The sequence below is a fragment of the Pedobacter ghigonis genome (assembly GCF_903166585.1).
GTDB lineage: Bacteria > Bacteroidota > Bacteroidia > Sphingobacteriales > Sphingobacteriaceae > Pedobacter > Pedobacter ghigonis.
Map to the genome: position 1 here is coordinate 124,756 of NZ_CAESCM010000005.1, position 26,791 is coordinate 151,546.

27 protein-coding genes and 1 pseudogene are annotated in these 26,791 nt (G+C 38.7%); 6 read left to right on the forward strand and 22 right to left on the reverse strand.

Annotated elements, in window-relative coordinates; translation table 11 throughout:
* Positions 1-137: 137 nt before the first annotated feature.
* Positions 138-548: a hypothetical protein gene (locus HWV58_RS09605; RefSeq protein ID WP_175633905.1), complete on the reverse strand. Its 411-nt coding sequence runs from the start codon at positions 546-548 to the stop codon at positions 138-140.
* Between the two features lie 757 nt (positions 549-1,305).
* Between HWV58_RS09605 and HWV58_RS09610 the strand changes: the two genes are divergently transcribed.
* The 3 genes and pseudogenes from HWV58_RS09610 to HWV58_RS09620 form a co-directional block, all read left to right on the forward strand.
* Complete coding sequence (locus HWV58_RS09610; RefSeq protein WP_175633906.1) at positions 1,306-2,121, forward strand: sigma-70 family RNA polymerase sigma factor; 816 nt, start codon at positions 1,306-1,308, stop codon at positions 2,119-2,121.
* A 4-nt stretch (positions 2,122-2,125) separates the two neighbouring features.
* The gene (locus tag HWV58_RS09615) at positions 2,126-3,223 is read left to right on the forward strand and encodes a hypothetical protein (protein ID WP_175633907.1); all 1,098 of its coding nucleotides are present in this window, start codon (positions 2,126-2,128) and stop codon (positions 3,221-3,223) included.
* Positions 3,224-3,743: 520 nt separating this feature from the next.
* A pseudogene (locus tag HWV58_RS09620) lies at positions 3,744-3,833 on the forward strand (EVE domain-containing protein); the annotation flags it as partial.
* A gap of 217 nt (positions 3,834-4,050) precedes the next feature.
* Here HWV58_RS09620 and HWV58_RS09625 read toward each other — a convergent pair.
* The 15 genes from HWV58_RS09625 to HWV58_RS09695 all read right to left on the reverse strand — a co-directional run bounded on the left by HWV58_RS09625 (position 4,051) and on the right by HWV58_RS09695 (position 17,518).
* A complete protein-coding gene (locus HWV58_RS09625; RefSeq protein ID WP_175633908.1) occupies positions 4,051-4,512 on the reverse strand; it encodes a JAB domain-containing protein in 462 nt (153 codons plus the stop codon).
* A 149-nt stretch (positions 4,513-4,661) separates the two neighbouring features.
* Positions 4,662-5,255 carry a hypothetical protein gene (locus HWV58_RS09630; RefSeq protein WP_175633909.1) on the reverse strand — a complete coding sequence of 198 codons (594 nt, stop codon included), beginning with the start codon at positions 5,253-5,255 and terminating at the stop codon, positions 4,662-4,664.
* A 26-nt stretch (positions 5,256-5,281) separates the two neighbouring features.
* The gene (locus HWV58_RS09635; RefSeq protein WP_175633910.1) at positions 5,282-5,977 is read right to left on the reverse strand and encodes a hypothetical protein; all 696 of its coding nucleotides are present in this window, start codon (positions 5,975-5,977) and stop codon (positions 5,282-5,284) included.
* Between the two features lie 220 nt (positions 5,978-6,197).
* On the reverse strand, positions 6,198-6,617 hold the full coding sequence (locus HWV58_RS09640; RefSeq protein ID WP_175633911.1) for a hypothetical protein: 420 nt from the start codon (positions 6,615-6,617) through the stop codon (positions 6,198-6,200).
* A gap of 200 nt (positions 6,618-6,817) precedes the next feature.
* Complete coding sequence (locus HWV58_RS09645; RefSeq protein WP_175633912.1) at positions 6,818-7,210, reverse strand: hypothetical protein; 393 nt, start codon at positions 7,208-7,210, stop codon at positions 6,818-6,820.
* A gap of 156 nt (positions 7,211-7,366) precedes the next feature.
* A complete protein-coding gene (locus HWV58_RS09650) occupies positions 7,367-7,729 on the reverse strand; it encodes a hypothetical protein (RefSeq protein WP_108198087.1) in 363 nt (120 codons plus the stop codon).
* Positions 7,730-7,981: 252 nt separating this feature from the next.
* Positions 7,982-8,398: a hypothetical protein gene (locus tag HWV58_RS09655; RefSeq protein WP_175633913.1), complete on the reverse strand. Its 417-nt coding sequence runs from the start codon at positions 8,396-8,398 to the stop codon at positions 7,982-7,984.
* Positions 8,399-9,243: 845 nt separating this feature from the next.
* Positions 9,244-9,846, reverse strand: coding sequence for a hypothetical protein (locus tag HWV58_RS09660; RefSeq protein WP_175633914.1), 603 nt, complete (start codon positions 9,844-9,846; stop codon positions 9,244-9,246).
* A 94-nt stretch (positions 9,847-9,940) separates the two neighbouring features.
* Entirely contained in the window at positions 9,941-10,510 is a 570-nt protein-coding gene (locus tag HWV58_RS09665) for a hypothetical protein (protein ID WP_175633915.1), read from the reverse strand.
* Between the two features lies 1 nt (position 10,511).
* Positions 10,512-11,093, reverse strand: a complete 582-nt coding sequence (locus HWV58_RS09670; RefSeq protein WP_175633916.1) for a hypothetical protein — start codon at positions 11,091-11,093, stop codon at positions 10,512-10,514.
* Positions 11,094-11,547: 454 nt separating this feature from the next.
* Positions 11,548-12,063, reverse strand: coding sequence for a hypothetical protein (locus HWV58_RS09675; RefSeq protein ID WP_175633917.1), 516 nt, complete (start codon positions 12,061-12,063; stop codon positions 11,548-11,550).
* Between the two features lie 552 nt (positions 12,064-12,615).
* On the reverse strand, positions 12,616-14,493 hold the full coding sequence (locus HWV58_RS09680) for a hypothetical protein (RefSeq protein ID WP_175633918.1): 1,878 nt from the start codon (positions 14,491-14,493) through the stop codon (positions 12,616-12,618).
* A 104-nt stretch (positions 14,494-14,597) separates the two neighbouring features.
* The gene (locus HWV58_RS09685) at positions 14,598-15,011 is read right to left on the reverse strand and encodes a hypothetical protein (RefSeq protein ID WP_029275271.1); all 414 of its coding nucleotides are present in this window, start codon (positions 15,009-15,011) and stop codon (positions 14,598-14,600) included.
* A 118-nt stretch (positions 15,012-15,129) separates the two neighbouring features.
* Positions 15,130-16,086, reverse strand: coding sequence for a hypothetical protein (locus HWV58_RS09690; RefSeq protein ID WP_029275270.1), 957 nt, complete (start codon positions 16,084-16,086; stop codon positions 15,130-15,132).
* A gap of 232 nt (positions 16,087-16,318) precedes the next feature.
* Positions 16,319-17,518 carry a tyrosine-type recombinase/integrase gene (locus HWV58_RS09695; protein WP_175633919.1) on the reverse strand — a complete coding sequence of 400 codons (1,200 nt, stop codon included), beginning with the start codon at positions 17,516-17,518 and terminating at the stop codon, positions 16,319-16,321.
* A gap of 85 nt (positions 17,519-17,603) precedes the next feature.
* Here HWV58_RS09695 and HWV58_RS09700 point away from each other — a divergent pair, with 85 nt between their 5' ends.
* A complete protein-coding gene (locus HWV58_RS09700) occupies positions 17,604-18,008 on the forward strand; it encodes an EVE domain-containing protein (RefSeq protein WP_124560171.1) in 405 nt (134 codons plus the stop codon).
* Positions 18,009-18,147: 139 nt separating this feature from the next.
* Positions 18,148-18,711: a hypothetical protein gene (locus HWV58_RS09705; RefSeq protein WP_175633920.1), complete on the forward strand. Its 564-nt coding sequence runs from the start codon at positions 18,148-18,150 to the stop codon at positions 18,709-18,711.
* Here HWV58_RS09705 and HWV58_RS09710 read toward each other — a convergent pair.
* Positions 18,701-19,891: a cation:proton antiporter domain-containing protein gene (locus HWV58_RS09710; RefSeq protein WP_175633921.1), complete on the reverse strand. Its 1,191-nt coding sequence runs from the start codon at positions 19,889-19,891 to the stop codon at positions 18,701-18,703. The genes HWV58_RS09705 and HWV58_RS09710 overlap by 11 nt on opposite strands.
* Before the next feature lie 71 nt (positions 19,892-19,962).
* Positions 19,963-20,484: an acyl-CoA thioesterase gene (locus tag HWV58_RS09715; protein WP_175633922.1), complete on the reverse strand. Its 522-nt coding sequence runs from the start codon at positions 20,482-20,484 to the stop codon at positions 19,963-19,965.
* Between the two features lie 262 nt (positions 20,485-20,746).
* On the opposite strand from HWV58_RS09715, the gene HWV58_RS09720 reads away from it, so the two are divergent.
* Positions 20,747-22,237 (forward strand): alpha-amylase, encoded by a 1,491-nt coding sequence (locus tag HWV58_RS09720; protein ID WP_175633923.1) that lies wholly within the window; start codon positions 20,747-20,749, stop codon positions 22,235-22,237.
* Between the two features lie 149 nt (positions 22,238-22,386).
* On the opposite strand, the gene HWV58_RS09725 is transcribed toward HWV58_RS09720, so the two are convergent.
* The 4 genes from HWV58_RS09725 to HWV58_RS09740 are packed head-to-tail and all read right to left on the reverse strand — an operon-like array spanning position 22,387 to position 26,666.
* Positions 22,387-23,313: a hydroxypyruvate isomerase family protein gene (locus HWV58_RS09725; RefSeq protein WP_175634031.1), complete on the reverse strand. Its 927-nt coding sequence runs from the start codon at positions 23,311-23,313 to the stop codon at positions 22,387-22,389.
* Between the two features lie 3 nt (positions 23,314-23,316).
* A complete protein-coding gene (locus HWV58_RS09730; protein WP_175633924.1) occupies positions 23,317-24,330 on the reverse strand; it encodes an FAD:protein FMN transferase in 1,014 nt (337 codons plus the stop codon).
* A gap of 11 nt (positions 24,331-24,341) precedes the next feature.
* Positions 24,342-25,661 carry a Gfo/Idh/MocA family oxidoreductase gene (locus HWV58_RS09735; RefSeq protein ID WP_175633925.1) on the reverse strand — a complete coding sequence of 440 codons (1,320 nt, stop codon included), beginning with the start codon at positions 25,659-25,661 and terminating at the stop codon, positions 24,342-24,344.
* 39 nt (positions 25,662-25,700) lie between these two features.
* Positions 25,701-26,666: a formylglycine-generating enzyme family protein gene (locus HWV58_RS09740; protein ID WP_175633926.1), complete on the reverse strand. Its 966-nt coding sequence runs from the start codon at positions 26,664-26,666 to the stop codon at positions 25,701-25,703.
* Between the last annotated feature and the right edge of the window lie 125 nt (positions 26,667-26,791).

Sequence of the window (26,791 nt, forward strand, 5' to 3'; positions counted from 1 at the left end):
CTATAAGGATTTCAGTATAATTGTTTATAGCTTCCATAAAAACAGTTGTAATAGCAATGTTTACGTTAGGATTATGGATAATAAAGAGAAACCGTATCAGACCTAATGACAAATAAATCTAGGACGGCACAATGAGCTTATCGTTTAGCATTATTGTGATACTTAGAAGCAAACTCCTTTAATCGATTCATTAATTCTGGATTATTTACCTTAACATTCACACCCTTTTTCTTGTCAAATTTCTCAATTTCATAAGGCATACCTACTTCTTTATGTAGCCGTTTCAATTCCGTCTCTAAAGCTTTTGCCAATCCAGTAGTTATTCTTCCCTGTGCTGCTAACAAATTTCCATTATCTTCTTCAAGTAATTCTCCTATTTCATTGAGATTTTCGTAGCTAGGTTGTGAAGTGTTGGAATTCCAACCACTAACAGTAGTGTAGTCTACATCCACCCAAAGTGATACTAATCGTGAGGAAGCCCCAACTTTTTTTGTTATCAACTTTATCTGATTAATGTTTGTACTTTCCTTTACTGTTTTTCTGCTCATAAAAAAATGGATAGAAGTTTGCTTTATGTGCGAACTTTTGTATATTTGTTAATAGTTATTATAGCGACAAATAGGGTTGGGGAAACCTGACTGTTACGATGTCACTCATGAATGAAAACCGCTAAATTTTCCACATGAGCCGATCGTGAGTTCGCCATATCTATTGGGTTTTGTTATCTTTGTGATATCTTATATTCAATAGGGCGACACTCATGTAAGTCTTTTGTGGAACTCAAGCCTTGGCTTGAGCGGTTCTTAGCGGTACCTCATTTAAAAGCATTGAGTTTCGCCCTATTGGTTGATACCAATCTGGTTTGCCTCCTGCTTTGTAGAGTTTACATCGTTTTACATAAAAATTAACCGTTTATGAAAACGAAAAAATTAAGCGCCATCAAAATGATTCACCTCAAGGAAGTGATTTGTAATTATTCCCTACAACTATTATTAAAGAACGTTATCTGTTCTCCATCGTAATACGTGCCAGAATTCCAAGTTAAAATATAGCCCAAAAGAGCATAGGCTAGTGTGAGAGAGCGCACAAAGCCCAGCGGGTTAATTTAGCTTGTTACCAGCCCTTTATTGCTAATTAGGCAAAGGTGCAGCACAATGGTTTTTCGCAATCCCAAGGTAGGTATCTTTTTCCTAATAACAAATATGGTTTACCATATCCGCATATATTAACGCGGAAGGGCTGGTTTTTGCTTTATTTCGCCCCCATTATTAATATTAATTTGAATCAGAACATAAACAGTGATTTATGAGAGCAGAAACCATATACAACATAAACGAGAAGAGCTTTTATTTCAACAAATTCAGCAGTGGTGATGAAAAGGGCCTTGAATATTTTTATAATCAGCTCTATCCTTCGTTATTTTATCAAAGGAGAAGGTACATCAAAGATGACGTCAACGCGGACTGTATCGTTAGCGAAGCTTTTCTTCGTCTTTGGCTCATCAGAAATAGTATAACCTGTCCGAACCACCTTAAAACCTTTCTCCATAGCACCACCCTAAAGGCCTGCAAAGCTTACTATAAGACCTCCCGCCACAATTTTCAACGGAATATGCTCAAACTCGACGAGATCGATAACTACCAGGAATTCATCGGAGGCTACGATCCAGAGGTAGAACTGGATCCTGAAGACGTTGTCTATCAGGAAGAACTGGATGAAATCTTAAAGCTAAAATGGCGGCAAGTCGAGGCGGTCATGCCTAATCTCAACGAAAACCAACAACTGTTTATTCAGCTCTGCCTGAAATATGATTTCAACTACGAACGCATCGCTTGGCATATTGGTGGCATTTCGGATTATCAGGTAGCCCGAAGCGTGGAAAAAACACTGGAAACATTAAAATCAATTCTGACCAGCTCACAAAAACTTGAGTCTACCGGAAAAGCCAGAAAATTCAAATTTGAGGGCGATCTGTGCGAGGAACAATCTAGTATTCTGCACATGCGGTATGAACTCCAGTACAGTTTTGAAGAGATCGCCAGAGCATTGAATTTAAGCCAGGAGCATATCAAAAGAGCTTTTGTGCTAGCCTATACCAAAGTAAAAAGGATAAAAAATTAATGCCATGGAAAAAGAAACGATGATTGTTACCCGTAAAATCCAGCTACTGATTGACTCGGACGATAAAGAAGTGATCAGAGCTGCGAAGGATCAGCTATACGACTGGCAACGCATTTGTTTCCGTGCTGCCAATATGATCATGAGCCACCATTTTGTGCAGGAACAGGTAAAGGATTTCTTTTACCTGACCGAGGAGATCAAGCTGAAAATAGCCGATGAGAAAAAGGAAGCGAACGGGATCCTGAATTCCTCACGCCAGAATACTACCTACAAACTGCTTTCCAATCATTTCAAGGGGCAGATTCCTACCAATATCTTAAGCAACCTTAACAATACTTTAATATCCTCTTTCAACAAAGAGAAGGATGCTTATTGGAAAGGAGAAAAGTCATTGAGGAACTACAAACGCAATATCCCACTGCCTTTTGGGGCAGAGGTAATTTCCAAACTGGCCAAAACTTCTGACCACAGGAATTTTACCTTCAGGCTTTTTCAGATTCCCTTTAGAACTTATCTTGGAAAAGACAGGTCGGACAAAAAGATCATGCTGGAAAGGGTCTTGGGCGGTACATTGAAACTCCGCGCCAGCCACATTCAGCTCGATAAGGGTAAGGTATTTTTGCTAGCTGCTATAGCGATCGAAAAAGAACAACATGTACTTGATCCCACGATCATTGCCGAAGCCTCACTTTCAATAGAGCACCCGGTAACGGTTAAGATCGGTAGGCACGAGCATGCAATTGGAAACAGGGAAGAATTCCTATATAGGAGGCTAGCAATACAGTCGGCGGTAAACAGGGTCAAAAAAGCCGTAACTTTTAACCGTGGCGGCCATGGCAGGAAGCGGAAAATGAAAAGCGTTGAAGATTACCGCAATATGGAAAAACGGTATGTGGAATATAAACTACATGTCTACAGCCGGATGCTGATCGATTTCTGTGTGAAACACCGGGCGGCAACATTATTACTGATTAACCAGCAGGAAAAAGAGGAAATAGCAAAAGAAGATCATTACCTTTTGCAGAACTGGAGCTATTATAGCCTTAAGGACAAAATCAACTATAAGGCAGAAATGGCAGGCATCCAGATGATTGTTGAGTAAGATATTAAGAGGTTTTTTGCAGAACCGTAGGGTGAGATAGCAATATCCTCACAAGCCGATTAAATTAGGCGTTGCAATGGCGGACTTCATGTTAGAGAAGAAATAAAAACGCATACTACTGTTGAAAATATAAAAGGCTGCTTGTACATCATAAAGGCGGGATCATGGTTGTAACTGCCGAATCTGACAAGATGGTACAATATCTATGGGCACTATTGATTAAAAAATTAAGTGAGTCTACTTAAATAACAAAAAATGAAAGTAAAACCATCGGGATGACGATCCGGTAGGCTAGAAAAAGCATCCCATCGGTTTACAGGCCGAAATGAGGCGTTGGAGAACTAAATTAATGCTTGCCTTCAGGTTTCTGGCTTAGCCGCTTAATTAAATCATCATCTAAATCTTTTATATTTTACTCATTCTTCCTATTCCATTCCCTTTTCTTAGTTTTGAAGTTTAAAAGATAACAATACACAAACTGCTTATCGGTACCGTTTAAGCGCTTTAAAAACAGAAAATAATGAATCATTGGTTAGTGAAATCAGAACCTTTTAAATATAGCTGGGAGAAATTTAATGAAGATGGCCGCACCTTTTGGGATGGCGTGCGCTGTTTTTGAACCATTTTTGAATTTGGTTCAAGCTGATTTCTTCTTGTGATTTTCACTGATTTTGCCCTAAAATCGCCAATTTTCACTCATTTTGTCGGCTGTTTTGTCGCCAATTTGAGCATTATTTAATTCAGTATTTTCTTCGTTTAAAGAACTTAAAGCTATCTTATTGACAAGCATAGCGCAGTTAATAAATTGTTATTTGTCGCTAAGTTAATCAAATCTTACCATCATCAGCAAAACTGTAATAGTTGTAATTGGTAACGATCAAATGGTCGCACACTTCGATATCCAGCAGCTTTCCTCCGTTAAATAACTTTTGGGTTAGTTTCTTGTCAGCCTCACTAGGGTTTGTGTTACTGCTCGGATGATTATGTGCCAATATTATTTTACTGCTATTCGTCTTTAAAGCGACTGAAAATATAATCTTCGGATCGGCTAACGTTCCCTGTACTCCACCTGTGGATATATCCACGATTCCCAGTACTCGGTTACTGGTATTTAGCAGAATCACCTTAAATTCCTCTAATAGTTCAATTTTTCCTAGTTGCCAATGTTGCATTAAAATGCGGTAAACATCTTGCGAACTGTTGATTTTTGGTCGTTCCGTAATGTTGTAGTCTGATTTGTAGCTTACTTCAACTTCAGCCACTTTGAATGAGTTTTGTTCTTGTACCATAAGATTTGATTTAATTATGGTACGATGGCAAGCTTTAATCGAATCTAAGCAAAGAAGCAACGCAATAAATGGATAGTGCGTTGCCTCGCGCGTTTATGGCGGAATTTCTTTAAGCGTGATGAGATTGCAAGCTTATATTTGAGTAATAATTAATACCCATCATTGCCTTGGCTTTTCGGTAAAGTCTTTTTCTTGCTATGTTTAAATATCTCCTCTTTATTCGTTTTAAACATATTAACTGCGGCAATGCATGCTTCATAAAAATCGGTTAGATATATAACATACTTTCCTTTTCCGGGATATTCATTCACTTCAATAAACTTAACCCCTCGTCCTGCCACTAAGGTCAGTTCATCCCCGATGACAGAGTTATGGATCAGTCTAGATCTTCCTATGCGGTATAACGCATTAATCTCTTTTGATTTAAGGTCCAAATTGAAGTATTCACTATTCAAGATATTGAAGTGAGTGGAAGGTCTTGTAATCTTCACACTATTACCATCAACTTTTATTTGTAGTGGCTTACTGGATTCAGAATGGTAGCTCGCAATTGTATCAACAATAACAAATAATAGTACTGTAACAGGGTAACCTAGAGTGCCAAAGTTGGGATTGGCCCATATAGAACTATCTTGTTTACGGTATTTGAGCATCTCTCCGATAGCGTAAATATACTCGTCTAAAGCTTCAATAACCATCGTAGACGGTACGATATGTCTATTATGGTGGAATGTATTTTTCATTAACAGTGATAAGTAGAATGCTATATTTAGTTGACTAACTCACTATCACTGTTGGACTCGATTGTATAGTATGTGTATTCATCCTGTCCCTTATACCACCGATACTGGGTTTGTTTGAATCGCAACGTTGTCAACATTTCTTGCAGTGCTTCCTGTGTTTCCTTTTTATTAGCATTTGCAGCAAAGTAACCACCTGTGAATTTAAGTATCGAATTACTTTTGCCACCAAGCGTGACTTCAATATCATGTTCCCAAAGCTTGTCTCTAGTAAGTTGGTAATATGCTCGTCTGATCTTTGGAAAATATTTGATTTGCGAAGCAACTGCCTTATTTCTAAGCGTATTTGTTAATCTTAATATCTCCTTATCTGAACTAGCACTGCCATCTTTAATCAGCCCAGCGTAGATTTTAAATACAGTAACGGCAATATTAACATTCTGTAGTGTAGATAGATCCATTTTGGATATATCATCCCCTTTATTGATATCTTTAATTCCATTACTAATCCTGGCTTTTAGTGCTTCAGAACCAGTGGGGGTTGGTGTTATACTCTGGGTTGATGTGTTACTATTGGTTGAAGTATTGACTTCTAACTGTGTTTCTTTTGCTTTTTCTAAGTTAAATTGAACCAAGTCATCGGTATGAATCCAACCTATGTAGATATTGCTCAGCGACTTGGGTTCCATTACTTGAACCTTACTAAACTTACCATCGGTGTCCAATATTATTAATTTATTCGATATAATCAGTGTGCGGTATAACGTGTCGTTAAGAGTAGAAGCCCCTGTGTCAATCAATTTCTTTGATGATTCCGATGGACTTATTAACAGGTCGGTGGGTTTATTAACGGAATAGAATTTATCTTTATTGGAATTAGAGCTGTTGCAAGAACAAACCAGTATTGCAAAGAATGTTAAATATAATACGTATCTCATCAGTGACTTAGTCATGTTTCTTTTTAAAAGTGTAATCAATACCAAACGTCTGCTTTTCCTGTTCTTTTAATTCATATCCTGCATTGCTCATAAAGTTTAGGAAATCAGTAGGTGTCTTAAATTCAAGTTCTTTACCTTGTTCATCAACGACTTTAAAGAACTCTGTCTTATATTCTCTGCCAATTTGGGGTTTTAGAAGTTGTTTGCCTGCAATATAAAATTCCCCATTGCTAACAGATGATAGTTTGACTTCGAAGTATTCTGATTCGACAGTAGTAGTGGTATCTTTTCTTATCTGTTTTTCATCCATTCCAACAACATTTGTTGTAATTATGCGTAAGGGTTTTTCTTTATGATTACAGGATGTAAATGTTAATAGCGCGACCATTAATGGTATAGCTATTGATATAAAGGGAGTTCTTTTCATTATGAAAGGTTAATTTGTTACTAATGTATATAGTTAAAGGTTAGTTACCATACGGTAAACCGTAAATACTCATATTTTTGAGATTGAGTCTAATCTTTTCATTCTAAATTGATATATCATCGCTATGGTGCCATATATGTCAATTTCTCTAAGAATGTAGGTTTCAAGCTTAGCATCAAGTACACATACTCAAAACCCCATTAATATATACGAATGACCATTCTTTCTCCTTCTTTTCCCCACTGTACTTGCCACGACTTACCATTTACTTGGTCAAGCAAAATAAAGTTATATGTGTTCGTAGTAGGATAAAGGAAGAATCTGCCATTTTTCTCTTCAGCAGGACTTACCAGAGAGACATCCGAAAGTGTACTCTCAAATCTATACTTGCTCTCTGTACCCCATTGAACTTGCCACATTTGGCCATTTCTAGTGTTCAGTTTGATAAATGTATACATGTTCCGAGTGGAAAATAGTCGATACACGACAGTGCTGTCTGGTGAAATATTTTGAATTGGAGGTTCCGATGTGCTTTGAGCGCTAGCTGCAATTGATAACAAACCAAGAGTTAGAAAGATGAATATCGTTTTCATCGCATTTAATTTATATGTTAATTAAGAAGCAACGCAATGAATGCATATTGCGTTGCCTCGGGTGTTTATGACGGAATTTCTTTAGGCGTGATGAGGTACAGGCTTAAATTGGTGTTATAGTTGGATAGATATCCAAAGTATTTCTCTATCGATTACCTAGATGGTATAGTTAAAGTAGCTGCTCTTCCCGTAATCAAATACTGTTATCGAATTTCGATTAACAGTTCCATTGAAATGTGAGCTTGTACCGTAATCAAAACCTTTAAACTTAGTTCCTGTTATTGTCAATTGTATATGGTGACTGTTGCCATAATGAAATAAGTTTAGCTTTCCATTTCTTCCGTGCCCTGTAATGTGACAACTCTGGTCGTAATCAAAAACATTTACTTTATCCGCATGAAGTGTTCCGCCAATGCTGATGTGCTTTGACTGACCATAATCGTAAACAGATGACTTCTTTTGGTTGTTTATTATACAGGCTGCGATAAAGGCTATTACTGCCCTAGGGTTTGATTCCATGATTGATGAGTGTTAATAATACCTAAAGATATAAACTTTTATACAACAGAATTTATGATTTGGTAGCATGTACCAAACAACATTTGGCATATACTGAATATACAAGTTCAAAGAATGTTTACAGCAGACACATTTTCCGTTTTGCCAAGGCCATGAGCGACATAGAGTGGAGATATCCCATTATGACAATGAGGGCGATAGGTTAGGCTCATCGACTATCTTAGCTGTTCCACCTATTGCTATCTGCATTTATTAGTTTTGCTGTTGAACTTCATCAGTTAATTGTATTTGCTTTATAATATCACTATGACTCCCTTTGCCTCGGCCATTATAACAAGCGATTAGTTTAAATACCAACCAAACCAAGCTGCCTAATGTCATAAGCATAAATAACGCATGCCATATTTCTTTGGTTGCACCAAGTGAATCTTTAAACTCTGAAGTCAACAAAGTGGTAATAAAAGATATTGAGAGTCCAAAAGGTGTAATCCAATCTTTGCTTGCAGCTCTATACTTTTCAGTTTCCATTAACACCAATTTGATTTTATCAACAGTTGTTAATATGAGTTGCTGCTTAACATTCTTGTGTAAAGTTATGTTCTTTGAGAGTTCGTCACCAATATCTACCGACAGGCCTGAACCAACATTATCATTAGATTCTACTGCCATGCCTAAGATGTTTGTTGCGGAAGCTTACCTAAAACACCTAGCGCATGTTGGCTTATAAAGCCGCAATTACTGCAAACAATTGCTATCGAGGGTATGCTTGGTCCTCCAATTGAAATACTTGAGAAGTCTGTTTGCATAGGATTGTTGAAATATCCGTCGGCAAGTACAAATTTATGATTCTTACACATTGGGCATGTAAGTGTAGCAACCTTACTGTTTATTGTTTGTATTAAATTTTTCTTTTGATCTTCTGAGAGCATGCTATCTGAATTAATTAAGTATGAATTTACCTAATTCAAAGATAAAAGTTTATTTGATACAAGCAAAGATCTTCAACTGCGTACCGACATGCGTATGGAACGAGGGTCGTTGCAGTAAAGTTCGCAGAACGATGCAACGATATGTTTTATGCAATAAAACACGATGCTTGGCGAGATTTATTGAATTTTAAATTCATGTGCGGTAAATCCTCAGTAATCGTGACAAGCTGAAGCCTGAGTGACTGCGCAGGTACGCTGAACTGGGGAAGCGGTTAGATTTATCCAGGATGCAAGCGAAGCAAATCCTAGATAAATATAAGTGAGCTTTCATGGAGCACTCCGCTTGCTCAAAAGAAAAACCATGACAGAACGCAGTGATGGCGTGTTGTTTTTCGTGAGCTTAGACAGTGCGGAATACCGATCTTCCTAATCGGGGTTGCACTGCTGCAACCGATATACCACTGTCTAAGAGTAACAGCACATGCTTAAAAGAAAGCTAATTGTTGCCAAACCACTGAATTAAAGACTAAATCATTCCTTTCTCCGCTTAAGCCGCTTTTTGGAGAGAGGAATGGATTTAGGATGCTAATTAGGCCAATCTATAGCCACAAGAGCTGGGTTTTCATTATTTTGAATGATCATAACAATAGACTTCCTAATTGTAACACCAGTTAGCATCGAATAGTAAAATTCAAATGAATCACCATCTAAGTCATTGTTCCCGATATGGTAAACCAATCTTGTTTCAATTCGTCTCTTTTCGTAATTCAAGTATAACGAACTGATAAATAGATTGCTATTTAACCGATTTACGAACTCAGAAACCTCAACTAGCTTATGATCTGGTATATCATAATAAAGTGGTGCTTGAAAGACGATTACCTTTCTGTTAAAATGACTGTCAATAAAATAGTCAACTAATGTACCATCAGATTCTTCAAAACCAATCCTGAAAGATTTCCTATTTGCAGAATACACCTTAAGATCGTTCCGCTCAAACCAGTTTTTAATAAAAGTATAACAACGTGCAGTAAATTCCTTTTCAGTTTCGTTGGAATGATTAACACTTACTTCTGGTTGGATATTACTTTCATCTGTTTGTGACCCATTTGATTTTTTTCTGTCGCTGTATAGATAAATGATAATTACTGCGACGACTAAGGTTATTGGATAAATTGGTAACGGCATTGGTATAATTCGTTAGTAAGACACTATTTATTTATGTTGGGCATTGCTGTCCATTTCTTTTCTGCAATAAGGTATATTTAGCTCAATGATTTCTCTATAGACCATTCCCTTCTTTGCTTGTAATTGCATTTGATACTTCATGCGAAATAAATGCATAGCGGTTGCCTGGTATATAAATCCTGTAATTGTCACTTTTAACTTTGTAGCGGTATCGAATTAGCGTTACTTTGTCTCCAGTAATGTCAAACTTTGAAGTCAAATCCAGTCTATCCGTAGCACTTAACTCTCTTTCATTCCATTTTCCATATTCCTTACTGATTTTGTCTGCAATTTCATATTCCGTAAAGGTTTGTTTTGCTGTTACATTGTCTGGAAGGAACAGGTCTATTTCTAATAATCGATCATTGTAAAAGACAAGCTGAATTGCACTTAAGGTTTCGCCAATCAACTTATATCGTTCAACATTCTTTACATTGAAATAGGTAAAATTATCTTCAACGTCTTGCTTGATCTTTTGTATGGATACAGTAGCTTTCACTTGTTTAACTGTGGAACCAAGAACCAATACGTTGAAACCATTTTTAGCATCAAGTTTACTGGGTTGTGCGAGTGTATATTGCGTGATGATAAAAAAGCCAAGCAATGTCATAATTATCTGTTTCATGTTAATAGCTATTAGGGTTTTCCATGTAACCAGTAAATTTTAGAAAGGTATCCTTTGAGCTGATTGTGCAAGAAAAGCTTGTACCATCCTCAGTATATATCTTAAGAAGATGAACATCTGCCGTTCCTTTTACATTGTCATAGCTATTGGTAAAAGACCATTTAAATTTGGATGTTTGGGTTTTGTAAGCGGTCGAAGTTGCAGCTTTACTGCTCAGTTCCAGATTGCTCATCATTCCTGCGCTAATGGAATTGCTCCGAGGTGAATGATTGGCAAAGAAAATCTCCTTTGAATCCTTTTCGGTGTAAACAATCAGACAAGCTCCATTTTTTACAAAGTGTTCTGAGTAGTCTTCGCCATTTACTGTAGCTTTTTGAATCACAAACTTAGCTATTACCGTTGTTTCCGACTCTTGTACTGGTTGTTCTAAAGCCCTCTCTCTCTTTGGTAGCTCCCACGTTTGCATCGGTGGTGGCTGTACCCTTTGAATTGGTGGAAGCGGCTTATAAACAGGAAAATCAATTTGCGCTTTGACAAAACCTCCAGTAAGAATCAGAGCTGCTAAAACTAGATATTTCTTCATTACATTGTTTACCGATAGTCTCAGTTCGGTTTTATCGTTTCATTCAGGCAAGACTGTTCCTAAGGTATCTAGAAAATGTATCCTAGCATTACGGGAATCCGTAGTAAGGGTAATTCGTTTGACATCGTTGGAGCCTCAATGCTTTGGTTGTATCGATTGTCCACCTCGATGTTATTTTATGCATAAAGCGCAGGACTGAGCTATGTCTGCGTCTAAGAGGTTCTGGAAAAACCCGACAACAACAAACAAGCCAGCACCTGCGCTTTATGCACAGGCGTGAACTTATCTGCTCTTGTTGTCTTTGTAATTTTCCAGATTTCTTAGACAAGAACTGATAGCTTACGCTAAATCTTAATATGTATTATATTGCTTTATCTGCTTTTTAACTTTCGTTTTATTGGTAACGGTAAAGATAATAAGCAGAATTAAATAAAGCGCATTTCTGCGCCTTATTTTATGATTCAAGTTTATCAACTGTCGCTATAGATACATAGTTGTTCTCTCCCTCGGCAATTCTGCGGTAAAAGAAGTTGTGGTGCTGATCGGCTTCTTTAAAGTTGATTCTAAGTGCATATTCAATACCAGGTGTATTGTCATTTGACTGGGTAATTTCGTAAGCCTTACGAAGGAAAATATTTGTCAAACCTGATCCGAAGCGTTCTAGGGCTTCAGAACCAAGGTCTATAAAGATGAATGATCGGCCGTCTTTACTGTTTGATAAGGTAATGTTCCAGAAGTAATTTAGGTGTTCGCTGATCATGTTGCTTTTGTATTCATTCTTTACATGGTCGACAATTGCATAGGTTCTGTATTTGGCTAGGTCGAACTTTCGTAATTGTTCTGTAGCAGCATCAACGATTAAATTGTATGCTTTTTGTACTTCTGTGTTTACCAATACTTGTTGCTCGTTTATAACAACAAATTGTGTCTGTGTTTTTACTGCCTTTGCGGTTCTTGCTTTTGCTTGCATCTTAATAGAATTTTAAATGTGAAACTTGGGTTAAATAGAAAATGCCTCCGTATGGAAGCATCTATGTTGAATTGGTATATAAATGGAAATACACCATTTTTAGGCGGTGCATTGTGTTATTGTCGATTTTAATGTAGTTGTATTGCTAAGGATATTTAGTCGATTTTACCTTGTTTAGATCCCTTTAGAAGTAAAATGTCGTTGGGGTTTAATGGTGAGTTTTGGTAAATGGCAAATCGGGATCCATCAGTTTTTAAATCTAAAGTGGTGGTTTTAGGTAGGCTTGTTGTCCGACTTTCAGAATAGATTTTTCAATGGTAAAGTTGGAAATCATTGTATCTCCACTAGAGAAAGGTACGGGGGTTTGATATGTTACACCCAGTAAATGCGGTGTACAGAGCTCAATTTAAGTGGCTAGTTGAAATTATAAAAAAAATATTTTTAAATGGGAAGCTAGGTTTATTGCTTAGGCGATTTCTAGAACAAACGTACAGTTTCTAAATCTGGTCATATAGATTAACCTTTTTAACAAAACTGTACGTTATCAAAATCCTAGTTTAAAGTTCCATCCTCGAATTTAGTAATAATATATCCTCTTATATCTTTTCCTAATTCATTCTTGCCCATCCAAGCCTTTTTATTAGAGGGATTGAATTTGGCAAACTTTCTTAAGTAGTCTAGACTTGGGGTAATTCCGTGAATATTGTTATCCTTAAATCCAACCTTCAAAAGTGCAGTCATTTTATTTCCGGTATATGCTTTACCTATTTGGAAATTCTGCTGGATATAGGTCATCATTCCGAAGTGGTCGACCTGCTTTTTCTGTTTAATTAGTAGATGCTGTATTTGATAGATGTTGAAATTTACCAGCTCCGAGTTGTCAATACCATATTTGTTTATTATTGCCATTTGCTCTGGAAAGTCTAACTGAAAGCTTGTGATCTCCATTGTATATGCAAATTCTGTAATTAGGTTCATTCGTTTTCTAGTGTGTAGATCTGTCAGACTATCGGCAACTATTTCATTTAAGCTTTTTAAGCGGATATTTTTCTTATTAGCCTTTTTACGATCCTTATCAGTAAAAGAATACGATTCTTCAGCATAGTTATTGTCGATTTTAAAGTGGGAGCACTCTGAGTAAGCATCTTTCAACTTATTGGCGTTTTGATATATGCCTTTTACTCTTTCCTCAAATATTAAGTTGTCAATCATATCATAGTTTCTCTCTAAACTATATTTCTTTAAGTATTTAGCATAGTCAATTCTCTTAAGTACTTGACTGAGTACGTCTTTTGCAGCCGCTGTAGTAGCAGATTCATGATACCGATGAACTGCCTTGAACACAATATGGCACTCTGCAAGGTATTTTTTAACCTCTGCTTCAGACATCGATATCAATTCAGGATCAACATTCGAAATGTGCACAAGGTTTCTTGTAAACGGGTGTTCTTTCGTTTCCCTAAATCGACCCTGAATTTGTATGGCTTCTGTAAATGGATCTAACATGGAGTGTTGCGCGGAAACAATATCGGTAATCAAGATGATTGTTGGGTTGCATTGGAAGAGGTCGTAATCAATGTCAACAGCAGAAAAGAACCTAGAAGTAAAGAAGTTATATTTTTTAAATGCAGTTATTTCTGTTTTGACATCAGAATCTTTATATCCATTGATTCGAAGCTTTCTTCTGCTTTTCTCTGCGCAAAAGACGATGCTTTCATTCTTTATTTTAAGCTTAGTAATTACTTCGTGAATTGTATCGGTTGTATTAAAGAATATAAAGTACTTATCATTTGGATTTTCATCTATAAACTTTTTGGTCGTCGTTAGCACATTATTGGTGCAAATTAGTTGCATACTCTGTGCGTAGGTAAAGCTGGGTTGAATTTTATGTACAGTGAATTTGTTTAACTCAAATCTGGGGTCACTTGGTACTATAGGTGTAGCTGAAACAAAAGCCTTGTGCTCAAATCGGAAGAAGTCATCCATTGGTAGAGCAATATCTGTACGGTAACTGATATCTTGAATGATTTTCTCACACTCGTCAAATAAAAGAAAGAAGTCTGTATAAATTTCGAACCTTGAATCTTCAAGTGCTTCCTTAACTTTCCAGAATGATTCTGGCGTAACGATTAATTTCTTGTATTCGATATTGTTTTCTAGATATGCCAGTATATCATCCGTTGTTACTCCTTCGAATATGCCGCATACTAACTTGCCAAACTGTTTCTTTTTCCCCTTAATTACTGGAACATTTGGCTCGACAATTATGCTGTGTCGAGGGAACTCAATTTCGCACCTTGTTGCTCCACAACCAGGCAATTCTTTGAATAGGATAATGTTGCTAGGTATTCCCTTGGACTTGAAAGGCTCAATTTCATTTAGATATTGACCTTTATTAATTTTATATATTTTGATTCTCTTATTTTTCATAATCTAAAGGCAATAGAATTCCTATGCGTTGCCTGTCGCATGTTTTAAATTGTTATTAAAGTTTTTGTTGAGTAGGGGAAGCGATTGCTCCCCCTTGTGAATTGTTAATCTCTGGTTTCAGAGAAATTTACTCCTGCTTCTGATAGTAACAATTCGAAGTCGACTTCAAAATTGATGCCCTGTACTTGATAGTCAATCAAGAACGCTAGAATCCCTTCATCATGAGGAAGAGGTAGTCTTCGTTTACCGTTCTTCAATTCAAAATGTACCCAGATGTTAAACTCTTGAGTTTTGAAGTCCATTTTCGGTTCTGGACTGTTTGATATTTTACATCTCATGTTAATGTATTTAAACATTTCTTCAACATGTTTAAACTGTAATTCTGATAAGTGCTCCGCATAATTACAGAATTCTCCTTTTGAACAGTAACCATTTACATTATGTTCGGTAAAGAACAGGTTTGTAGGGTTTACGTTAGCAACGCCGGTTGCTTTCTTGAATTTTTTATATAGTGACATTGTGTTTGTGTCGGTTTTTTTAGTGGCTATTAACCTCCGACACTGCAATGATCAGAATACCTTAAAAGCCACAGAAAATTACCTTTTTAGAAATCTGTGTCAACTGATAATCAGGCTATTAAATTTTATTTATAAATGGAGTAAATGTGAGATTATAGAATTCAACCTCTTTATCTTTTAGATCTTGCCTTAGGAACGAACGTATAAGCTTGGCCTTATCACGGTCTGATTTTGATACTGGAATATCGTTTTCAATTTTGATGTCGATAACTCCAAATAAAAGAAAGAGGGTATATATTAAAACCGCTTGGGATTGCGTAACCTCAATGTCTTTTTCTTGCAGAGTGGTTTCGGCTTTTAAATAGGCTAAGATTTTTTGCGTTGCATATCTTCCAAATAACCATCTAGCTCTGTAATCTGGAAATGGCTGTTGTAGATATTCTAGGATTTCGTCGGTTAAATCGTCATTCCAACCACTTGGATGCGAATCTGTAATATGATAGTAGAGATAGCTTATATCTTGTATTTGCTTAATTCTATTTTTCAATATTACTTTTATCAATTGCTTGTTTTCATCTAAACCATTGACCGTTACACCCATTCCTCGCACATCATAAGGTACTTCACTTTTACCAACCTTTTTAAGTTCTCTCAGCTTGATCTTAGTCTCCAGTATTTCATCAGTAGATAATTGCGCTTTCAGAACCTTAAGATCTGTAATTAGGCTTTTTAATTCCGCATTTAAATTAATCCCGTTTATTGCATCATCAGACGAAAAGTGGGCTTGGTAATAGCCCCACTCAACATCATTCATATTTCTAAGTAATACAAATAGGTTTTGTAAGTGACTTTCTTCGATTTGTACTTTATGGGTAACTTTCCCAATGTTGAAATCGTTTGTTATATATGCTTCCTCACCATCGATTTTATAAAGTAATCTGATATTTGCTGTTGCATTTATGATGTTAGATTTATTAGGATTTAGCAAAGACCTTGTACCATCATGATATTTTGCAATAATATTGAGGTCTGCATTGATATTGCCTATTTCTTCTATAACAAATGTGTATTCCATCGTGGTGAATCTGAGCCTTAAAGTTAGCACTTAGCCTTTAACTTCATAAAGTAATATCGAATGCAAGTAAATTTATAGGTCTTATGGTGGTTTAGGTATGCATTTTCATGGTTAAATCTGGGCATCAGATGAGGCAAAAAAATTATTATAACTTATGATATAAATAGAGAAATAGTTGTATATCTGGATATAGCGGAGCTTTGAGACTCCGCTATCAAATTATCCGCGATATCTAAAATAGAACACTCTTCGATGGCTTTATTTCATTTTTAAACAATCTTTCCTTTATGTAGAGCGTTGTAACCTGTAAATTGGCATGTCTATTCCGTTGACGGATTTCTTCATAACTAGCTCCCGATTCTATATCATAATAATTAGAGGTATGTTTTAATGCATAGAGTTTTAAATGCATTGGCAGCTTGTATTTATTTTTGAAGAACCTCCAGTTTTGACCGAAGTAATCTGAGCAGACCTGCAACGCCGCGGGTTTATTTCTTCCTCCGAAAATATACCATTCTTCAGGGCAACCAGAGATTAGCTTTCGCAGTAAGGTGAGAGTTTCGTCATCTAATTTAAAGCGCGCTTCATTTCCATTCTTTGTTTTTGTATGCGGTATTGTTAATATTTCATCCTTTAAATTTAAATCTATAATCTGCAGTCTAGTTAATTCCAGCGGCCTTATATTGTACTTAAATAGGAATTTTGTTGCAACATGTAACCCAAAATAACGTTTGTCGGACGATAGGAGAGAAGAAACTTGCAGCAATTCATCTTTCTCAAACACTTTAAAACGTGTTGAATCATAACGTGTAATTTTCTTACTTACTTTATCGCATGGGTTTTCTTTAATGATTTTTAGATCTTTTAAATAATTGAAGAATGTTCCGAGGTCAATAAGATAAGTGTTGTAACTTACTTTACCCCAGTTCCTTTCAAATGCTTTACTGTCAGCAAATTCCTTTACGTGTACGTTAGTTATGTTTTTAGCTTTAATGTGGGTAAGACTATTATTGTTGAGAAACGATCTAAAATGCATCATCAGAATTTTGTTATTCTTAAGCGTTTTCTTAGCAATCGATTGATTTTTAAGAGCCTCTTCACGTTTATTTATCCAATATGCAATGCATTCCTCAATTGACGAAGTTGAGTTTATAACCTCTTCATTCTGTAAATTCGTTATAGGGTTCCAATTGTCGTTGAGTAATGTAACTAATTCTAATATTAGTTTCTTAGCTTCATCTTTGATCAATTTTATATTCCCGTCATTCTTTCCAATGTATTTCCTAATCCGTGTAGATTTAGTAGTTTTGACATCTAAATAATAATAGTAGACATAAGGTTTATTAGAACCTGTAAAGTTTTTCGGAACGCTTAAATAGAATTCATAATCTTCCCAAATGTGTATAAGTTGGGATTGTTTTGACTGTTTCATAAAGTTGCTTTTGTCGCCACTTTTGTCGCCAATTCGAAAATCGAACTAATAATATGCCTTTAAAGCCCTTTAAAAACAGAAAATAATGAATCATTGGTTAGTCAAATCAGAACCTTTTAAATACAGCTGGGAGAAATTTAATGAAGATGGCCGCACCTTTTGGGATGGCGTGCGTAATTACCAGGCCCGGAATAACCTCAAAGCCATGCAGGAAGGCGATTTAGTGCTTTTTTACCACAGTAACGAGGGGAAAAACGTAGTGGGTATTGCCAAAGTAGTAAAAGAGTTTTATCAAGACCCTACAACCGATGATACCAACTGGGTGGTGGTTGATTTATCGCCTGTTGAAAGCTTAAAAAATCCGGTTTCGTTAGAGCAGATCAAAGCCGAACCAAGTTTGGTTGATATTTCGCTTGTGCGCCAGGGCCGTCTTTCGGTTATGCCTTTAAAAGCTGCCGAATTTGATAAGATCCTGGAGATGGGAAGCTAGGCAGTTTGCAGATGGGACTTTTCAGTTTGGAGTTGGCAGTTACTGGACTAAAGCCTAACGCTAAGCGCGTAAGGCCGTGCTCCGTGCATTACTCTTTTACATAAGATCTTACTATCTTGAGCAATCTTAACGCTTTCATATGAAAACCATCTTTTTTACCCTCTCTCTTTTTTTTACCGCTACTCTGGCTATGGGTCAAAGCATTAAACCCTATATCGCCATTGTTAAAACCGAAAAGGCTAAGTACAAAGGTATTTTGCAAAGGGTAGATTCGGTAAAGGTGGTTTTAAATCATGAGGGTACGCTTATTCCGGTGCTGCTTAATGAAATTAAAACGGTGCAAATCAGGACGGTCAAAAAAGGCTATGAAGGATTTAGTTTAATTAAAATTGGTGAAGACCGCGCTGAAGAATATAAAATGGATGCCAGTGGTAAAATGGTAGATAAATGGGGCAAAGAAGAACCAACTTTTAAGGAAGATGTATCGGCCACTGTATTTTCGGTTATTTTTACCGCATTGGGCAATGCCATTGCTTTACCTATTCATGCCATTAACCCTAATGTTGCACGTTTTAAGTTCAGTGATAAAGCTCCCAAACAGGTAGAAGAGCTGAGTTATTATTCTATTTATTACCAGGCCAACCCCAACACTTTGGCCGAGCTGCAACAGCTCAAAGCCATTTCAGGCAGCTTTAGACCTTAGGTATTTCGGCTGTTTTTCTTTTGCTGAGGGTAATGCCCAGCGTCATTATGATACTGGAGCCCAATACCACCAGGAATAAAAACGGCGTGCCTACTCCGGGTATTTTCAGGCTATCAGGTAGGTGCAAATACAGCAATATACTGATTAAACCACGCGGAGCAATGTATAAAATGGGACTCAGGCTTTCTTTTTTAAATACTTTTAGAAACACTAATCTGATGAGGTAAATAGCGAGCAGGATGAAAAATCCGTTGGCTAGTACATTCTGGTTGTTCAGCTCGTTCAGGTTCATGGTAAATCCAAATATCACAAAAAAGAAGGTGCGTAAAATGAAAGCACTCTCGGCAGAGAGTTGGTAAAGCTGCGATAAATCTGTTGACAGATTTTTATACAAAAACACACTCCTGAACCAGGCATTCCGGATGGTATCGGCATTATTGAGGAATAAACCGGTACTTAATATGAGCACTAGCGAAGATAAATGGTACGACTGACCTATGGCGTAAACGAGTATGAGTATGGCAATAATTAAAAAGAATTTAATGTGGTGTACAAGCCTGCCCATGATATAAAGCAATACCACGCAGGCAATGGCCGAGAGCAGTACAATTAAAAAAGTGCTTAAGCCGAGGCCAATCACTGCCGAAGTACTAAAGCCGTGGTTGGTAATGGCAAAGTTAAAGATAATAACCCCCAGGATATCGGAAAAGGAAGATTCGTAAATTACAAACTCGCGGTCTTTATTGCCCAGGGCAGCTGCCGAAGGGATGGCAATGGCAGAACTAATTACGCTAAAAGGAATGGCATTGGCCATGCAGGTGTATAAATCCTGATGCGTGATTTTATAAATAATAGCAGTAATAACAGCAATGGAACCTAATAAAACGCTTAGCGCCGATAATAAAGCCGTACGGATAACTTTGTTTTTATGCTGGTCGTATTTCAGCTCGAGCGAACCCTCGAAAACAATCAGAATTAGCCCAACAGTACCCAGCATAGGTAAAATAGACAGAAAATTGAAGGTATGGATCTGGAGATAATCAACCAGAAACCGCAGGCCTATGCCTAATAAAAGTAACAGTAAAACCGACGGGACTTTGGTTTTACTAGCCACCAGATCAAACAGATAGGAGAAGATCACCAATCCGCTTAAAATAATAAGTATGGTATAGGTTGTCATATTTTTCAGCGCAGGGTAAGCTGCTAAAATAAAACAAACCGTTTAACTACCAAGAAGTTTTAGTGTAAAAATTAGGCTTTAAAGAAGAGTGCCTTCAGTTCGCTGGCATCATCCGGATCCATTTTGCCACCTAAAACCAGGCGTAACTGGCGACGGCGCAGGGCACCATCATACAGGTCTTTTTCCTCAGGTGTTTCTGGCATCAGTTCGGGTACGGGAATGGTACGGGCACTCTGATCTACGGCTACAAAGGTGTAATATGCCTCATTGCTTTTCTGGCGTGCACCACTGGGAATGTTCTCTGCCCAAACATCCAAACGTACCTCTACCGAAGTATTGAAAGCGCGGGTAACCTTGGCTTCAATAGTAATTACGTCGCCGAGTTTAATGGGTTGCTTAAAAGAAACATTATCAACCGATGCGGTTACCACAATGCGGTTGCAGTGCTTTTGCGCTGAAATTGCCGCTGCAATATCCATCCAGTGGAGCAGGCGGCCACCCATCAGGTTGTTTAGCGTATTGGTATCGTTCGGCAATACCAACTCGTTCATGATGGTAAAACTCTCTCTGGCAAATTTCTTTTTTAAGCTCATTTGCCCGCAAAAATAAGGAAATTGTTGTTAAAGTTGTATTTAAAACGGGCAGCTATGCTATTTCCATGGAAATCTCTGCAATCAGCAGGAGAATTATGGGTTAGATTTTTCCCGCAGATGAAACAGACTAGCGCGCAGAGTGATTGTTTTGTTTTTTTGCGGTGATCTGCGAAAACAGCAGAAAAAGCATACAGGGTTATTCCTGTAAATCTAAAAAAAACAATTGCATATTAAACATGTTATGTAATCAAAAATCTATTTGATGCAGAACCAGACCCTGATCCAATTTTTCCATTGGTATTATAACGAAGAACAAAAATTATGGACTAAAGTGGCCAAAGAGGCCAGTCATTTAAAATCGCTTGGCGTTACCGCAGTGTGGTTGCCGCCTGCCTACAAATCGCACAACGCGGCTTACGATGTAGGCTACGCAGTTTACGACCTGTTTGATTTGGGTGAGTTTGACCAAAAAGGCAGCTTGCCGACGAAATATGGATCGAAAGACGAATATGTACAAGCCATTGAGGCCCTGCACCAGGAAGGAATTGCGGCTTTGGCCGATGTGGTATTTAACCATAAAGCAGGGGGCGATGAGCTGGAGAAAATAGCCGTTCGCAGGGTTAACCCTGAAGATCGAAACGAATTTACCAGCGATGTTTTTGAAATTGAAGCCTGGACGAAGTTCACCTTTCCGGGCCGTCAGGGTAAATACTCGGAATTTATATGGAACCACGAATGTTTTAGCGGGGTTGATTGGGCGGAAGATCTGCAGGAAACTGCCATTTACTCGATCCAAAATACCTATGGAGAGGGTTTTGAAAAGGTGCCCTCAAGCGAATTTGGCAATTACGATTACCTGATGTTTAATGATATTGATTACCGCAACCGCGCGGTGATAGAAGAACTGAAGTACTGGGGCGAATGGGTAGTAGAAACTACCGGCGTAGATGGTTTCAGGCTGGATGCAGTGAAACACATTAACCCCGATTTCATTATCGAATGGATTGACCACCTGAACCATAAATACAGCCGCGAATTCTTTATCGTAGCCGAAGACTGGAATGTGGAGGATATTGAAGGTCAGCTGGCTTACATTGAAACTACAGGAGGCCGCACGCAGATTTTTGATTCGCTTTTACACCATAATTTTTTTCTGGCCAGCAAAGCCGGCGGCGAATTCGACATGAGTACCATTTTTGAGGGCACGCTGGTTCAAGTTAAGCCTGAGCTGGCGGTTACTTTTGTCGATAATCACGATTCGCAACCTTTACAAGCCCTGGAATCGTATGTGGAATTTTGGTTCAGGCCATTGGCCTATGCGTTAATTTTATTACGCATACAGGGCATTCCGTGCTTGTTTTTCCCGGATTTATACGGCGGGATTTATGACGACAAGAATGAAGCGGGCGAGGATGTACATGTGGAACTTGTAGGGATACCAGAGGTAGAAACGATGAGTAAAATCCGTACCGCTTTGGCTTATGGTGAGCAGCGCGATTATTTTGATCATAGCGATTGTATCGGCTGGACACGCGCCGGTGATGAGGAACATGAAAACAGTGGTTTGGCGGTGCTTTTGAGCACGGGAGATGATGGCTTTAAACAAATGGAATTAGGCGCTCTTTTTGCAGGGAAGACCTTTATTGACGCTTTGGGCAACCGGGAAGAGGAGATAACCATAGATGAAAACGGCTGGGCAGAGTTTTACTGTAATGGTGGTAGTGTTTCGGTATGGGTTTTGAAGGTTGGGTAGGTGGAAATGGGGTTGGTTTGTACAGAAGCGACCTTGGCACTAGAAAATCCGTCGTTGCTGGGAAGGTTTTTTCAGCCGGCGAAGCAATCTTCGAGCGCTAGTAGCGCAAGCATTAAAACTGCTTCACCGTTGAAAATGACGGATTTTAATTACAAAAAGTTATCCTCACTACGGTAGGCGGAAATTACTGCCAGCTCACCTTCCTTACCACCTTTCGAGTTACCATGCTCCATCCCCATAACACCTTTATAACCTTTTTTATGAAGGTGTTTGAACAGGTTTTTATAGTTGATTTCGCCTGTGGTCGGCTCTTTTCGGCCCGGATTGTCACCGATCTGGATGTAGGCAATTTCATCCCAGCAGCGGTCGATGGTTTTGATCAGATCACCTTCGGTGCGCTGCATGTGGTAAATATCGTAAAGGATTTTGCACGAGGGGCTTTTAACAGCCTTACATACCGCGTATGTTTCGTTGGTTTTTTGCAGAAAAAGCTCCGGGGTATCGCTTAAAGTTTCGAGTACCATAATTAAGCCGTGTGGCTCAAAAATCTCAGCGCCTGCACGCATGGCATCTATTACGTTGGCAAACTGGTTGCCGTAAGGTAAATTGCGTTCGTAAAAGCCGGGTACTACGGTTAGCCATTTGGCATTGCATCGTTTAGCGGCTTCTACTGATTTTTTGCAGGTTTCTACAAACTTATCTTTAAACTCTTTTTTACCGGTAGTGAGCGATGTTTTCCAGTTATCACCGCCATCAACCACAAATACCCCCATGCGCATACCTAATTTCGACAGCAGCTTACCAATTTTTTCCTGTTCTTCAACAGGGCGGTTAAGGTAGCCGTTGTCTTCAATAGAGCGGAAACCTTTATCGTACATAAACTGGATCTGATCTAAAAAGCTTTTACCGGCATGGTTTTCGAACATGCCCTGGTGCGGAGCGTAATCGAGATTAAAGGTCTTATCGCCAAGAGCAGTACTAGGCTTTTCGGCTGCAAAAGTATTGGTAATTCCTGCACCTGTGGTTATAGCACCGACGGTGAGTAGGCTATTTCTGATAAATTCACTTCTTTTCATCATTTAGTTTTTAAACTGAGGGGAGGGGATAATCAATTTTTTAAACCCTGTGGTCAGGGTGTCGGCAACGGTACCATCTTTTTTATGGTATACAAAATAAGCTTCGAGGTTTTTGCGGCTTTCAACAAAGGCCATGGCATCTTTGAGGTGCATGGCCATCAGTGCATTGTCGTAGCCATCGGCGGTAATGGCATCGTTAGCATAAACGGTTACACTGATCATTTCGTTATCCAGCGGATATCCGGTTTTAGGATTAATCAGGTGCGAGATTTTCTTTTTCCCGCTTTGGTGAAATTTGCGGTAATTGCCCGAAGTGGTAACGGCACCGGTATTAATGGCGGCAATATGCCTGATTACCGGCGTACCGTCTTTATCAGGTCCTTCGATACCTATTTTCATGGCTTGTCCATCGGGTTTTGGTCCCGAAATGCGGATTTCGCCACCCAGTTCGGCAACATATTGTTTAATGCCTTTTTGGGCAAGGTAAGCGGCAATAAGATCGACACTGTAGCCCTGCGCAATTCCGTTTAAATCAATCTGTACAGCTGGGTTTAACTTGCTAAGCCAGCCACCTTTTAATTTTAACCGCTGCATGCCTACATTGGCCAGTATGGATTTGATGGTTGCCGGATCAGGTTCTGTTCTGGTTTCTTTAGGTCCAAAGCCCCAGGCTTGTACCAAAGGTGCTACCGTAATATCGAAAACACCTTTGGTATCCTGGTTAATTTCAAAGCTTCTTTCCAGCACAGCGCTCATAAAATGGTCTAATTTGACCCCGCTTTTGGAAACGTTAAACTGATTGATCAACGATCCCTTTTTATAAAGCGACATCGATAAATCGATTTCATTTAATAAGCTATCTATGCCCTGTTTGGTTGCCAAACTATCGCTGGCGTAATAGGTAATTGCATAATCAGTTCCCTGCGCATAACCGCTTATTTTATATGGTTTAAGTTCCTGCTGAACAGAAAAACCTAAAAACAAGGGGATGAGCAGGAATAGCAATTTATAAGGCATTACACTATTGGTTAAATTACTTTAGCCTGTCCGGGCATCGCTACCGGATATAAACCTTTTTCATCAGGCATTAATTTAGGGTTCGCATCCCAGGCAAAACGCTCAGGCATTAAACTGATGTTCGATGCCAATGCCTCATCCCATTTAATGGTTTGGCCCGAATAAGTTGCATAACGGCCAATGATTGATGAAAATGTACTGGTTGCAGCATAATCTACATTGCTGAATTTGTACTCGCCTTTAGAAACTGCTTCGAAAAGTTCATCGTGCTCGGTTTGATATGGGTTGGCATTTCCTTTGGTATTGTGGTTGTACAGTTCTTTGCCGCTGTAATCTTTCATAATGGCCTGGTTGCTGCCCGATAGATAGATTTTACCTTTAGTACCCTGGAATGATTCATCAACACGATTGCTGATCCCCTCAAAGTGCCTGCACTGGCTATGAATAATGGCGCCATCGGCGTAGGTTAATTCGATAGAGTGGTTATCGTAAATTTCGCCATAATCTTTACCGGTACGCCACGCACGGCTTCCGGTGCCCTGTACTGAAATCGGGTGTGCATTTTTTACCCAGTTGGCAATATCGATGTTGTGTACGTGCTGTTCTACAATATGATCGCCGCATAACCAGTTAAAGTAATACCAGTTTCTCATTTGGTATTCCATTTCGGTTTGGTTGGCTGTACGCGGACGTACCCAAACGCCACCGCTGTTCCAGTACACCTGGCCTGCCATAATATCGCCTATGGCGCCATCGTTAATGCGTTTAATCGATTCGCGATAATTGGTTTGGTAACGGCGTTGTAAACCCACCACCACGTTTAGTTTCTTCTTTTTAGCTTCTTCGGCAGCTGCAAGTACTTTCCTGATTCCAGGTGCATCAACAGCAACCGGTTTCTCCATAAAAATCTGTTTGTTTTGTTTTACCGCTTCTTCGAAATGGATAGGACGGAAACCCGGAGGCGTAGTTAGTAATACTACATCAGCCAATGGAATAGCCTTTAAATAAGCGTCAAAACCTACAAACTGACGTTCTTTTGGAACTTCTACTTTTGCGCCGAATTTTGAGCTTAGCGATTGGTAACTGCTATCCAAACGATCCTGGAAAGCATCGGCCATGGCTACCAGTTTAATGTTAAATTTAGTGCTTAAAGCCTGAAATGCTGCTCCGGTACCGCGGTCGCCACAGCCGATCAAGGCTATTTTAATCGTGTCCGATCCTGAAGCGTAGGCTCCGGCCAATGGGATGCTGCTCAACATTGCTCCACCGGCAAGCATGGCTGTTGCCTTTAAAAAATCGCGGCGATCTTGTTGATTAATTGGTTTTTTCATGTGTTTAGTTTTTTATTGTGGTTAGGATATTTTTATTTACTAATAGTCTTTGATCGGTAACTTGTTGTAGTAAGCATCAATTTCTGCCTTTGACGGGGTTTTAACCGGTCTAACTAATCGCATACCCACAAACGGTGCTTCAGGGAACCACCAGTTACTTTTCGGGATTTGCGGATCTAATTGTTTCCAGGTTGGATTTGAAGCCAGCCTTGCGGTTGAAGTTAGGTTATCGGGTGTTTCATCGTAAGAGCCACCACGAACGGCATTGGGGTAAAGTTTTTCGGGTGTTGCTACAGGGTTTTCGGCTGTTTTACCGGCACTTTTAGCATAAAAATCGGCTATGTATTGGTCGTAGGTCCATTCGCTAACATTACCATGCATATCGAATAAGCCCCATGCATTTGGCTTTTTTAGTCCAACCTGATGCGTTTTGTTATCGCTGTTGTCTTTATACCAGGCATAATCGCTCAGTTTGGCAGCATCGTTACCAAAGCCATAAGTGGTTTCGGCACCTGCTTTACAGGCGTATTCCCACTCAGCCTCGGTTGGTAAGCGGTAAAAAACGCCGGTACGTACATATAACCATTTACAAAACTGAATGGCATTATATTGGGTCATGGCTACGGCTGGCTGGTGTTCTTTACCCATACCGAAAGTCATGTCCAGATAAGGTTTGGTTGGGCGGGTTACGGCATCAACTTCGGCCGGAATGGCACCTTCACTGGCCTTTTTTTCGTAATCGCGGTATAAGAAAGGTTCGAAAATATCCCAGGTTACCTCATGTTTCCCGATCCAGAAGGCATCGAGTTTAACTTCGTGCACAGGTTGTTCGTCTGGTTTACCTGTTTTACTTCCCATTTTGAATTTGCCTGCAGGGATAGCCTGCATATCAAATTTTAATTTAGTCCCGTTAATAGATTGAGTGTACGAGCTGTTGGTGCTTTGTGCAAAGATTTGCGCACAAGGATTGGCTAATAATGCTACGGCAATTAATTTCTTAAACATAATTTTTGGTTAGAAACACTTATTATCTAGGTGTTTATCTGGTTCCTTCTGGTTTGCTAAAGTAAAGAACAGCAGATAAAACAAAGAAAATTAATGTAACAATAAAGGTAAGTATTGTAACATTA

Coding starts and splice junctions, on each gene's coding strand:
- HWV58_RS09605 (WP_175633905.1), bottom strand. CDS start 548: ATGAGCAGAAAAACAGTAAAGGAAAGTACAAACATTAATCAGATAAAG.
- HWV58_RS09610 (WP_175633906.1), top strand. CDS start 1,306: ATGAGAGCAGAAACCATATACAACATAAACGAGAAGAGCTTTTATTTC.
- HWV58_RS09615 (WP_175633907.1), top strand. CDS start 2,126: ATGGAAAAAGAAACGATGATTGTTACCCGTAAAATCCAGCTACTGATT.
- HWV58_RS09625 (WP_175633908.1), bottom strand. CDS start 4,512: ATGGTACAAGAACAAAACTCATTCAAAGTGGCTGAAGTTGAAGTAAGC.
- HWV58_RS09630 (WP_175633909.1), bottom strand. CDS start 5,255: ATGAAAAATACATTCCACCATAATAGACATATCGTACCGTCTACGATG.
- HWV58_RS09640 (WP_175633911.1), bottom strand. CDS start 6,617: ATGAAAAGAACTCCCTTTATATCAATAGCTATACCATTAATGGTCGCG.
- HWV58_RS09645 (WP_175633912.1), bottom strand. CDS start 7,210: ATGAAAACGATATTCATCTTTCTAACTCTTGGTTTGTTATCAATTGCA.
- HWV58_RS09650 (WP_108198087.1), bottom strand. CDS start 7,729: ATGGAATCAAACCCTAGGGCAGTAATAGCCTTTATCGCAGCCTGTATA.
- HWV58_RS09655 (WP_175633913.1), bottom strand. CDS start 8,398: ATGGCAGTAGAATCTAATGATAATGTTGGTTCAGGCCTGTCGGTAGAT.
- HWV58_RS09660 (WP_175633914.1), bottom strand. CDS start 9,846: ATGCCGTTACCAATTTATCCAATAACCTTAGTCGTCGCAGTAATTATC.
- HWV58_RS09665 (WP_175633915.1), bottom strand. CDS start 10,510: ATGAAACAGATAATTATGACATTGCTTGGCTTTTTTATCATCACGCAA.
- HWV58_RS09670 (WP_175633916.1), bottom strand. CDS start 11,093: ATGAAGAAATATCTAGTTTTAGCAGCTCTGATTCTTACTGGAGGTTTT.
- HWV58_RS09675 (WP_175633917.1), bottom strand. CDS start 12,063: ATGCAAGCAAAAGCAAGAACCGCAAAGGCAGTAAAAACACAGACACAA.
- HWV58_RS09680 (WP_175633918.1), bottom strand. CDS start 14,493: ATGAAAAATAAGAGAATCAAAATATATAAAATTAATAAAGGTCAATAT.
- HWV58_RS09685 (WP_029275271.1), bottom strand. CDS start 15,011: ATGTCACTATATAAAAAATTCAAGAAAGCAACCGGCGTTGCTAACGTA.
- HWV58_RS09690 (WP_029275270.1), bottom strand. CDS start 16,086: ATGGAATACACATTTGTTATAGAAGAAATAGGCAATATCAATGCAGAC.
- HWV58_RS09695 (WP_175633919.1), bottom strand. CDS start 17,518: ATGAAACAGTCAAAACAATCCCAACTTATACACATTTGGGAAGATTAT.
- HWV58_RS09700 (WP_124560171.1), top strand. CDS start 17,604: ATGAATCATTGGTTAGTCAAATCAGAACCTTTTAAATACAGCTGGGAG.
- HWV58_RS09705 (WP_175633920.1), top strand. CDS start 18,148: ATGAAAACCATCTTTTTTACCCTCTCTCTTTTTTTTACCGCTACTCTG.
- HWV58_RS09710 (WP_175633921.1), bottom strand. CDS start 19,891: ATGACAACCTATACCATACTTATTATTTTAAGCGGATTGGTGATCTTC.
- HWV58_RS09715 (WP_175633922.1), bottom strand. CDS start 20,484: ATGAGCTTAAAAAAGAAATTTGCCAGAGAGAGTTTTACCATCATGAAC.
- HWV58_RS09720 (WP_175633923.1), top strand. CDS start 20,747: ATGCAGAACCAGACCCTGATCCAATTTTTCCATTGGTATTATAACGAA.
- HWV58_RS09725 (WP_175634031.1), bottom strand. CDS start 23,313: ATGAAAAGAAGTGAATTTATCAGAAATAGCCTACTCACCGTCGGTGCT.
- HWV58_RS09730 (WP_175633924.1), bottom strand. CDS start 24,330: ATGCCTTATAAATTGCTATTCCTGCTCATCCCCTTGTTTTTAGGTTTT.
- HWV58_RS09735 (WP_175633925.1), bottom strand. CDS start 25,661: ATGAAAAAACCAATTAATCAACAAGATCGCCGCGATTTTTTAAAGGCA.
- HWV58_RS09740 (WP_175633926.1), bottom strand. CDS start 26,666: ATGTTTAAGAAATTAATTGCCGTAGCATTATTAGCCAATCCTTGTGCG.